This window comes from Streptomyces sp. NPDC055189 (genome assembly GCF_053606765.1).
Window position 1 is genome coordinate 26418 of the sequence record NZ_JBSGSG010000096.1, and the last position, 8573, is coordinate 34990.

The 8573-nt window shown below is 67.7% G+C and carries 7 protein-coding genes and 1 pseudogene; 2 read left to right on the forward strand and 6 right to left on the reverse strand.

Going from position 1 to position 8573, the window contains the following annotated elements; all coding sequences use genetic code 11:
* Window positions 1-17: 17 nt before the first annotated feature.
* From ACWFR3_RS39970 to ACWFR3_RS39980, 3 genes are all read right to left on the reverse strand, one after another.
* The gene (locus ACWFR3_RS39970; protein ID WP_453739622.1) at window positions 18-530 is read right to left on the reverse strand and encodes a DUF2255 family protein; all 513 of its coding nucleotides are present in this window, start codon (window positions 528-530) and stop codon (window positions 18-20) included.
* A gap of 51 nt (window positions 531-581) precedes the next feature.
* On the reverse strand, window positions 582-1349 hold the full coding sequence (locus ACWFR3_RS39975; RefSeq protein ID WP_453739615.1) for a glucose 1-dehydrogenase: 768 nt from the start codon (window positions 1347-1349) through the stop codon (window positions 582-584).
* Window positions 1350-1459: 110 nt separating this feature from the next.
* Window positions 1460-2476: a zinc-dependent alcohol dehydrogenase family protein gene (locus tag ACWFR3_RS39980; protein WP_453739616.1), complete on the reverse strand. Its 1017-nt coding sequence runs from the start codon at window positions 2474-2476 to the stop codon at window positions 1460-1462.
* A 363-nt stretch (window positions 2477-2839) separates the two neighbouring features.
* Between ACWFR3_RS39980 and ACWFR3_RS39985 the strand changes: the two genes are divergently transcribed.
* Window positions 2840-3745, forward strand: coding sequence for a helix-turn-helix transcriptional regulator (locus ACWFR3_RS39985; protein WP_453739617.1), 906 nt, complete (start codon window positions 2840-2842; stop codon window positions 3743-3745).
* Between the two features lie 54 nt (window positions 3746-3799).
* Here the strand turns inward: ACWFR3_RS39985 and ACWFR3_RS39990 are convergent, their stop codons facing one another.
* The 3 genes from ACWFR3_RS39990 to ACWFR3_RS40000 form a co-directional block, all read right to left on the reverse strand.
* On the reverse strand, window positions 3800-4363 hold the full coding sequence (locus tag ACWFR3_RS39990) for a hypothetical protein (protein WP_453739618.1): 564 nt from the start codon (window positions 4361-4363) through the stop codon (window positions 3800-3802).
* 16 nt (window positions 4364-4379) lie between these two features.
* A complete protein-coding gene (locus ACWFR3_RS39995; protein ID WP_453739619.1) occupies window positions 4380-4874 on the reverse strand; it encodes an allene oxide cyclase barrel-like domain-containing protein in 495 nt (164 codons plus the stop codon).
* 478 nt (window positions 4875-5352) lie between these two features.
* Complete coding sequence (locus ACWFR3_RS40000; protein ID WP_453739620.1) at window positions 5353-5580, reverse strand: hypothetical protein; 228 nt, start codon at window positions 5578-5580, stop codon at window positions 5353-5355.
* A gap of 1437 nt (window positions 5581-7017) precedes the next feature.
* Here ACWFR3_RS40000 and ACWFR3_RS40005 point away from each other — a divergent pair.
* Window positions 7018-7423, forward strand: a pseudogene (locus ACWFR3_RS40005) (NF041680 family putative transposase); the annotation flags it as partial.
* Window positions 7424-8573 lie beyond the last annotated feature (1150 nt).

Below are 8573 nucleotides of genomic sequence, written 5' to 3' on the forward strand. Positions count from 1 at the left end.
CGGTCACGCCAGCCCTTTCAGTGACGGATCGTCGAACAGTAGCGTCCCGGGGCCTGGACGGACAGGCCGTTGAAGTGGCGGGCAGTGCCCCATGGCCCGTCTCGGTCGCGGACACCCGGCAGGTGCCTATGCGACCACGCTGGCGCAGCCGCTCGAACCGCTGGATACCGTGCCGGATACCGAGAGCACCACGGCGGCAGGCGCGGCGCACGACGGGCGGTGGCCGAGCGGAGCCGTCGGCGGGTACGAAGCGCACCTCGTTCTCGGTGTCGGATGCGGATGCGGATGCGTCCTCGCTGCTGCGTCATCGCGGCCCGGTGCCAGCGGGAGTCGGGGCCGTTGCAGGGGCGGACGTAGTGGTCATCGCCCGCGACGATGGACCAGTTCCGAGTGGGGGTGCCGTAGGTGACGCCGTGCTCGCGGAACGGTGAGATGTGCAGGTCGTCTGTTGCCTTGAACGAGCGCAGCTGTGTCTGGTTCCAGGTGCTCGTGGTGGTCTCCGTGATGGGCCGGGGACGGCCCGGCGCCAGGGCGCGGTGATGTGTGCCGTGCCCCGGCGCCGGTGCCCCGGTGGGGGGCGTTCAATGGGTGGTGTAGCCGCCGTCGACGGGCAGGGCGACGCCGACCACGAAGCTGGCGCCGGGGCTGCACAGCCAGAGAGCAGCGGCGGCGACTTCCTCGGCCTGGCCGAGGCGGCCGATGGGCTGGTCCTGCATGATCGCGGCCATGGCCTCGGCCTGTCCTTCGAGCATGTCGGCGACCATCGGGGTCTCGACCACTCCGGGGCAGACGGCGTTGATGCGGATGCCTCGGGGTGCGTACTCGACGGCGGCGCTCTTGGTCAGGCCGATCACGCCGTGTTTGGAGGCGTGGTAGGCGGCGCGCTCGGGCAGGCCGACGAGGCCGCCGAGGGAGGAGCAGTTGACGATGGCGCCGGTGCCCTGGGTGCGCATCTGCCGCAGTTCGTGCTTCTGGGCGGCCCACACGCCGCGCAGGTTGACGGCGTTGACGCGGTCGAAGTTCTCGGCCGTCTCGTCGGCGGCGTCGGAGGGCGGAACCTGGATGCCGGCGTTGTTGAAGGCCATGTCCAGGCGGCCGTAGGTGTCTACGGCGCTCTGGACCATGGCGGCGGCCTGGTCCTCGTCGGTGACGTCGCAGACCACGCCGATGGCCTGGTGTCCGGCGTCGGTGAGTTCCTTCGCCGCGTTCTCGACGGCGTCTTTGTTGAGGTCGGCCAGGACGACTGCGGCGCCTGCCTGGGCGAAGGCGCGGGCGGCGGCCAGGCCCATGCCGGAGGCCGCGCCGGTGACCAGGGCGACCTGGCCTTCGAAGTTGTACTGCGGGTTCATGCTCAGGGTCCCATCTCTGTGGCTGGCGGGCCCGGCGTTGGGGCACCGTCATCGTGCAGGGGTTCGTGTCAGCCGCGTTCTGGGTCGCGGCGGATGTGCCGATGGTTGTTTCAGGGGCGCAGGAGGGTCTTGATGGCGCGGCGTTCGTCCATGGCCCGGTAGCCCTCGGCGGCCTTCTCCAGGGGAAGCTCGAGGTCGAAGACCTTGCCCGGGTTGATCCGTCCTGCCAGGACACGCTCGATGAGGTCGGGCAGGTAGGCGCGGACCGGGGCGGGGCCGCCGCGCAGGGCCACGTGGGAGAAGAACAGCTCCTGCCCGTCGATCTGCACGCCGTGCGGGACGCCGACGAAGCCGGCATTGCCGCCGGGACGGGTGGAGTGCAGGGCCTGCCGCATGGACTCGATGCTGCCCACGCACTCCAGGACGGCGTCGGCCCCGACGCCGCCGGTCAGCTCCTTGACCCGGGCGGCGCCCTCGTCGCCGCGCTCGGCGACGACGTCGGTGGCGCCGAACTCACAGGCCAGGTCCTGGCGCGAGGCGTGGCGGGACATGGCGATGATGCGCCTCGCCCCGAGTTCCTTGGCGGCGATGACCGCGCACAGGCCGACCGCGCCGTCCCCGACCACCGCGACAGTGTCACCGGGCTTGACCCGGGCGGCGACGGCCGCGTACCAGCCGGTGCCCATCACGTCGGAGCAGGCCAGCAGGCTCGGGATGTGCTCTTCGGCCGCCTCGCCGGGAACGTGGACGAGGGTGCCGTCGGCGAGCGGGACGCGGATGTACTCGGCCTGGCAGCCGCCTACGAACTCGCGGTGCAGGCAGTTGGTCTGGTAGCCGTTTGCGCAGTTGGGGCAGGTGTTGTCCGAGGCGAAGAACGAGCCGACCACGAGTTGGCCGGGCTTGACGCTTGTCACCTCGCTGCCGACCTCTTCGACGATGCCGACGTATTCGTGACCGCCGGGCGTGGGCTCGGCGACCTCGTTGATGCCTCGGTAGTCCCACAGGTCCGAGCCGCAGACACAGGTGACGACGGTGCGGATCACCGCATCGGTGGGCTGCTGGAGGGCGGCCTTGGGCCGGTCTTCGACCCGTACGTCGCCAGGGGCGTGAAGGACAGTTGCGCGCATGATTCTTTCCGTAATCGCGAGTGGGAGGGGGGCGGGGGGCTGGATGGCTCCAGGGCGCCCTGAGGGGGGGCAGGAGCTGCGGGCGGGGCGACGGGGGCCCGCGTACGGGTCGCCCGTGGGCTGCTCGAATTGCGCTATCACCGTCTCCTTTCCGTTGCGTGGCGCAGCGCGTTCCCGCATTCGCGGGGAAGCATCGCCTTCCATTCCGCCCTCCGTGGACCGTGTGTGCCACCTGGCGGCGGGGCGGCCGTCTGCTGGCCTGACATCGATGAAACGGCAGGTCACGCGTGCGCGGAAGGACCCGCTGTTACATGTACTGGCAGGGCACCCCTCACCTGCCGGCCACGTCGTAGCCTCGAAGACATGGACAACCGAAGCGAGGTCCGCGAGTTCCTCACCAGCCGCCGCGCGAAGATCACCCCGCAGCAGGCGGGCCTGCCCGCCGCAGGTCACCGCCGGGTCAAGGGGCTGCGCCGCGAAGAGGTCGCGATGCTCGCCGGGGTCAGCGCCGAGTACTACGCCCGCATGGAACGCGGCAACCTCTCCGGCACCTCCGAAGCCGTCCTGGGCTCCTTGGCCCGGGCGCTGCAGCTCGACGAATCCGAGCGTGCCCACCTCATGGACCTGGCCCGGGCCGCCAGCACCACCCGCCGGCCCGCACGCCGCCGCACGGCACAGCCCATCCGGCCCGCCCTGCAGCAGCTCCTCGACGCGATGACCGACGCACCCGCCTTCATCCGCAACGGCCGCCTCGACATCCTGGCCACCAACCGCCTCGGCAAGGCCCTGTACTGGCCGCTGTTCCAAGGCCCCGCCCGGCCCGTCAACATGGCCCGCTACCAGTTCCTCAACCCCGGCGCCGAGCAGTACATGACCGAACTGGACCACCAGCGGGCCGCTGCCGCAGCCCTCCTGCGCACCGAGGCCGGACAGGACCCGTACAACCGCGATCTCAGCGACCTGATCGGCGAACTCTCCACCCGCAGCGAGGAGTTCCGTTCGTTGTGGGCCGCGCACAACGTGCGTCTGCACCACTCGGGCCTCAAACGCTTCCGCCACCCCGCCGTCGGCGACCTCACCCTCGCCTTCGAAGCGCTGCCCGTGCCGACCGACCCCGGTCTGACTCTCACCGCCATGAGCGCCGACCCCGGCACCCCGTCGGCCGACAGACTGAAACTGCTCGCCAGCTGGGCCGTCACACTCGATGAGGACCGCCAAACGGACAGCGAGTCCACCGACGACGATCAAGGCACCACACGCCGGTACTGAGCGCCCGCGGCGGCAGGCGAGGGCCTCTGGCCACTCGCTCTGTGGCACGAGCCTTCATGCTCCCAATCCAGAGCCTGCGGCCACAGCGGCCAACGCGGCCGGAGACCGCACACTGCTCACGCCCGCGCTCTCATCCACGCGCCGATGGCAGCTCTCGCCCCCGCTCTTGGGGAAATGCCACGCTCCTGAGACTACGCCGCCGCTCCATGACGTGAAACGGCCGGAGAGACCCTGGTCAGGGGGCCTGACTATGCCACCAACCGTGAGATCCCACACCGGTCCATGGCTGACTGCCAGCCAGGGCACGTCAGGGGCGCATAGGCCTGCGCGCAGGCGCATCCTGGAGGTGTACGCCGGCACCGGCAGGTGCGCGATGTCGGGGAGGGTGATGGCCGTGTGCACGATCGTGCCGTCGACGTCGTCCCTGCTCTGTTCCCAGCAGCCGGCCAGGGCTTCGACAATCAGCAGGCCGCGGCCGTCCTCGGCATCGGCTGCCGCGTGCTCGGCCCGGAGGTGGCGGTGGGGGCCGCAATCGCCGACGCTGACGGCGGCTTCGTCGTCGGTGAGTGTGATCTCGACCGTGATCTCCGGACTGCGCGTATGGGTGACCGCGGGCACGGCGACCCTTCCCTCATCAGTGCAGGATCTCGGCGCGCAGCCGCTCTTCGGGCGTGTTGACATCCCAGTAGCGCACACTGCCCCGGGCGTCCTTGAAAGCGCCCGTGCCACCGGTGATGGCCATATCGAGCGAACTGGCCTCCTGTGACCGCAGCGATTGCATCGTCAGAGAGCCACGCTCGAGCTCGATCGTGATCACAGCCTGCGACGTGACTTTCCCACCGCCGACGTATACGACCTGAGCCGTGCCGGCCCCCCGACCGACGACGCGGCCGTTCTCCACCGCTGTGGCGCAGTAGACACTCATGTCGCCCAGGCTCGGCCCCGCCTTGCCAACGTCGACGGACTCGTACTCAAGGTCCTTCAGTTGGAGTTCAATGATCTCGACCCGGCCCTTGTCCGAGGCATCGGCATGCGCGCCCCCCACGGTGAAAACGCCGACCGCCACGGCAGCCAGCGACAGAGCACCGAAAGGCTTGAACAAACGGCGGCTACGGCTGTTCCCTGTCATCGAAACTCCTCATGGCGATCCACGAATGCGAACAACTCGACGCTATGGCCGGGCGAGTTGGGGAGTCCAAGACCAAGACCATCATGACGTCATAGCACTGGCGGCATCATGTCGCTTCTCACCGGGCGTTAGACGAGAACCGGACTTCATCGGCGTCTTCCCAGTCCGCCGCGGGCGTCAGGGATCGCGTGCCGACCCTGGGCTCAGCGAGTGGGCACGTGGTTTCGTTGTCGCTGCGGATGCGGGTCACGGTGGCTACGGCGTGGCACGTACTGTCGGCCTGTGCCTCGACGACGGGGCTGCACTCGACCGTACGGAAAAGCATTGCCTCCCGCCTCCATGACCAGGGGAAAGCACTTTCAGCCGCGGTGACATCGCCTCCCCAACGCTCCAACACCGCCGCCATCAGCCCTATGGACACGGGACATGCACGCAACGCATTCCCGGGGGCGGAGCCCGGACATGACCGCATGGGCCGTTAACGTGCCCCGCGCTCATCCATCTGTGCGGCGCCGCTCAGCGCGGTCTGTCTGAGCCGGATATGGGTGGAGTCGTGCGTGTGGAGGGGATGCCACCACAAAGCTTCCTGTAGCGGTACCGCCTCGTAGGAAGGCTGCACGAGACGCACGGCGGAGAGGTTGTGCATCAACTCGGCCAGGCACTTGCACTTTGGGATCAGAGCGATCCGATAGGTGCCGGCCACCATGAAGGGCAGCATGGAAAATGCAGTGCAGGATACCGCCCAGCCCCCACCGCCCGCCGGCTTCCCCCGTCGTCCTCGTTGTCCAGCGTCGTCCGCCCCCCTGCCCCGCCGCAGGTGAGGCAGCCGATGACGGTCTCGTTACCGTCCCCATCCCGCACGGTGATGGTCCCTCCGTCGCAGTCTCCGCAGGCGGGCATGTCGGCCTCCAGGAGGCGCCGGGTCGCGTTCAGGAGCCGCGCGTAGCGCCAGTCCTGCTAGAGGGCGGGGATGTGGCGGCGGTCCACCCAGGTCATGCGCGGCTCCTCTGGGTAAATCTCAGGCTGCTGGCCGTTTGACGGGGCAAGGCCTACGGGGTGGATACGCCGCGCTCACCAGTGCGGCAAGGTGCTGTTCTTCCTCCGCAAGCTGGGCTGCATGGCGGTCATCGCGGTCCATGGCGAAGTCGTACTGGTCACGGAAGGAGTCGTGATCGGTGAAAGCCCACATCTCTCTGCCCGCCTTGTACTGCACCAAGTAGCTATGCGCGTAACCGAGGTTCTCCAGAGACTTTGAAATCTCTCATCTGAGTGAGTCTGGGCCAGGCGTCACGCCCTGGTAGTCCGACATGCCGTTGAGCAAGTGCCGCCCCGGAAGGGGCGGTATCGCAGGCTCTGGGGAGGGCCCTCTTGCAAGTGTTCTCTGCGAACTACCGGGCGGTTTGGAGGGCTGGGGAGGCTGCAGGGCTGAGCAGGGCAGAAGTGGCGGAGCTGTCCGAGCGCCGTCACCTCCCTGCCGGCACACCGATCCTGCTCGACAGTCGGATGCGACCGATCGAGCCCGTGTCGTCGTGGTTCAGGAGTCTCGGCCCCAACTGGCAGGACGCGGACACGATGAAAACGTACGCGTACGCCGTGCTGAGGCTGCTGGGTGTTCAGGCCAAGCGCGGACTGGATCTGGCTACGGCGACTGAGACGGACATCAGCGAGTTCCGTCAGTGGCGGACTCGTACGCAGAAGTCGCCCGTTCAGAAGACGACAATGACCAAGGACAAAGCGGCGATCACGAGCCTTTACGGCTACCTCAAGGGCATCGGTGCGGTGGAGGCAGATCCCTGGCGGCCGGGCAGCCTTGGGGATCGCCGGGTCGTCCGCAATATGCTGGTGCGGCACATGGAACTCGAGCAGTACCTCTACTTCCGGGACGTCGGCTTCGGAGGGCTGGTCCCAGACGGCGGAGTTGACCTGTCGTTTCGCAGCTGGAGGCCGCACCGCAACCGGGCGATCTGCGAACTGGCGTTGATGACCGGCATGCGGATCCAGGAATGGTCGACGCTGCTACTGCCTGAGCTCGGGCTGCTCGGTGGCCGGCGGCCTCCGACCACCGAGGTCGATCTGTCGGTCTGCGCGAAGGGCGGCTACCAGCGGACGGTCTACACCCCTATGGATGCGATGGAACTGCTGCTTCCGACTACTGAAGCAGACCCTCGGCTGGACCACACCGAAGCTTCGCGATCCCCAGGCCGCCGACCGCTGGACCTGGCTCGTCATCGCCGTCTACACCCAACTCCGCCTCGCCCGCGGCCTCGCGACCGATCTACGTCGCCCTTGGGAACGGCCCGCTCCACCGGAGAAACTCACTCCAACCTGTCCGCCGAGGGTTTCGGCACCCGCGCGCGAAGACCTCGACTCCCGCGCGAGTGCCAAAACCGTCCGCCCCTGGACCAGGACGCCCGCCCGGTTCAATGAACCAGCAGCGGGCCACCCGCTACGACGTCGGACTCGTCCTCGTGGCCGGGCAGCCTCATCGCCGACCAAACCACCTCGAGATCGGCACCAAACCGCGGAGAGTGACACCGGAGATTCAATAGCAAGAAGCTGTGAAGAAACTCCTCGGATGGATGAGTCGGGAAAACACTCAGTGGGGCGTCGGCTCGACAGTGGAAGCGCCGACTGTCTATGCCACTGGTGGAAAGGCACCGTGCGCTGTTTTCAGGGGCTCACCACGGTACGTAAGTCCAAGCATGGTGCGGCCCGCCGTGCGATCGGAACCTGCGTCTCTCCGGCAGGGCCTGGAAGGCGCAGGTTCCCTCATCACCAGCAGTGCCGAAGGGGCTTGCTACTCAGTGGGATTCATCGGGGTTGCAACCAAAGGGGACCCCGGGGTGCAGAGGGCCTTCATGGGGATCCAGGTTTGGGGAAACGAGGCACGGTTCGAATGGCGCCGCAGTCTGACTGGCCGGGGCGGCGCTGGCAGCCTGTGCTGGCAGCCCCATGCCCAAGATGGCCACGCCGCTCAAGATGGCAACGGCAATCTTACGCATCTGCTTCCTTCCTGAATCGCCCGGAGCGGGTCACCGGGCATACCAGGAATCCCCTCAGCGTCCACCTGATAGCCAGGGGCACATACTTCCCACCCGTCCAGACGAACGATGCGCGAACCCCTCGTCACCCGCCCAAGGCGTCAGCACTGCTAGCGGGGGCACCATTAGATGAGGCTAAATAAGCCGAATCAATGGGCCGTGAGCTGCCCGGGTGTCGACAGGAACCACCACGCCGCCTCACGGCGCGAGCCCGGCCGCGCTACCGGACTCTCCATAGCTCTTTGCTGAGCCTTCCGTTTCCCAGGGATCGACTTGCGTCATTCCCCGAAGGTTTGCGCCGCTGCAACGTACTGGTTGGGTTTCCCCTCCAGGGTGCCGTCCTGGGTGCCGACCTTCGCCATGTTCAGGAGGGGCTTATCGCCTCTGGCGGTGTTTCCCTCCTCGCCGCCGGTAAGCCCGCCCGCCACTGCGGCTTCATCCGCGACGGACGCCCGGACGGCCCTTTGGACCGCAAGGCATCCGTGCCGCCGTCCCGGGGCGGTCACACAGAAGATTTTACTGTCGAGTAACCCACAGAGTGTCTATTTTGCACTGAATGCGAATGATGACTGTTACATCTCCTACGGGAGGCTTTGATGTGGGCTGCGTAACTTCGTAGATGTCGCCGCGACGAAGCGGAAACATCCCCCCGCCAGCT

What these genes read in the sequence shown, in the direction of transcription:
- ACWFR3_RS39980 (WP_453739616.1), bottom strand. Translation starts at nt 2,476, where the DNA reads ATGCGCGCAACTGTCCTTCACGCCCCTGGCGACGTACGGGTCGAAGAC.
- ACWFR3_RS40000 (WP_453739620.1), bottom strand. Translation starts at nt 5,580, where the DNA reads ATGGTGGCCGGCACCTATCGGATCGCTCTGATCCCAAAGTGCAAGTGC.
- ACWFR3_RS39985 (WP_453739617.1), top strand. Translation starts at nt 2,840, where the DNA reads ATGGACAACCGAAGCGAGGTCCGCGAGTTCCTCACCAGCCGCCGCGCG.
- ACWFR3_RS39975 (WP_453739615.1), bottom strand. Translation starts at nt 1,349, where the DNA reads ATGAACCCGCAGTACAACTTCGAAGGCCAGGTCGCCCTGGTCACCGGC.
- ACWFR3_RS39995 (WP_453739619.1), bottom strand. Translation starts at nt 4,874, where the DNA reads ATGACAGGGAACAGCCGTAGCCGCCGTTTGTTCAAGCCTTTCGGTGCT.